The 215-nt window shown below is 36.3% G+C and carries 1 protein-coding gene; it reads right to left on the bottom strand.

Translation table 11 applies throughout. The annotated features are described in order from the left end of the window. A partial coding sequence (locus Q0910_RS28605; RefSeq protein ID WP_299224275.1) for a hypothetical protein occupies nucleotides 1-215 on the bottom strand: 215 nt, incomplete at both ends.

The following is a 215-nucleotide window of genomic DNA, read 5'->3' on the forward strand; positions in this document are numbered from 1 at the left end:
TCATCGATGGTTTTAATAGACCCTCCACCAGGTCTTCCGTTTCTGGTGATTCTTCCGATATTTCCATTTTTGTCATACGCGATCCCCCAAATACTATAAGCATCTCCGCTCATTAAAGTAGAACCTTTTAAGCTATTGGCTCTGGTAATTCTATTTAAATCATCATACTGATAAGAATAAGATCTTTTTACATTATCGTTAGCGGTTTTCCATAT

The sequence above is a fragment of the uncultured Aquimarina sp. genome, from assembly GCF_947495315.1.
In the GTDB taxonomy this organism is placed as follows: domain Bacteria; phylum Bacteroidota; class Bacteroidia; order Flavobacteriales; family Flavobacteriaceae; genus Aquimarina.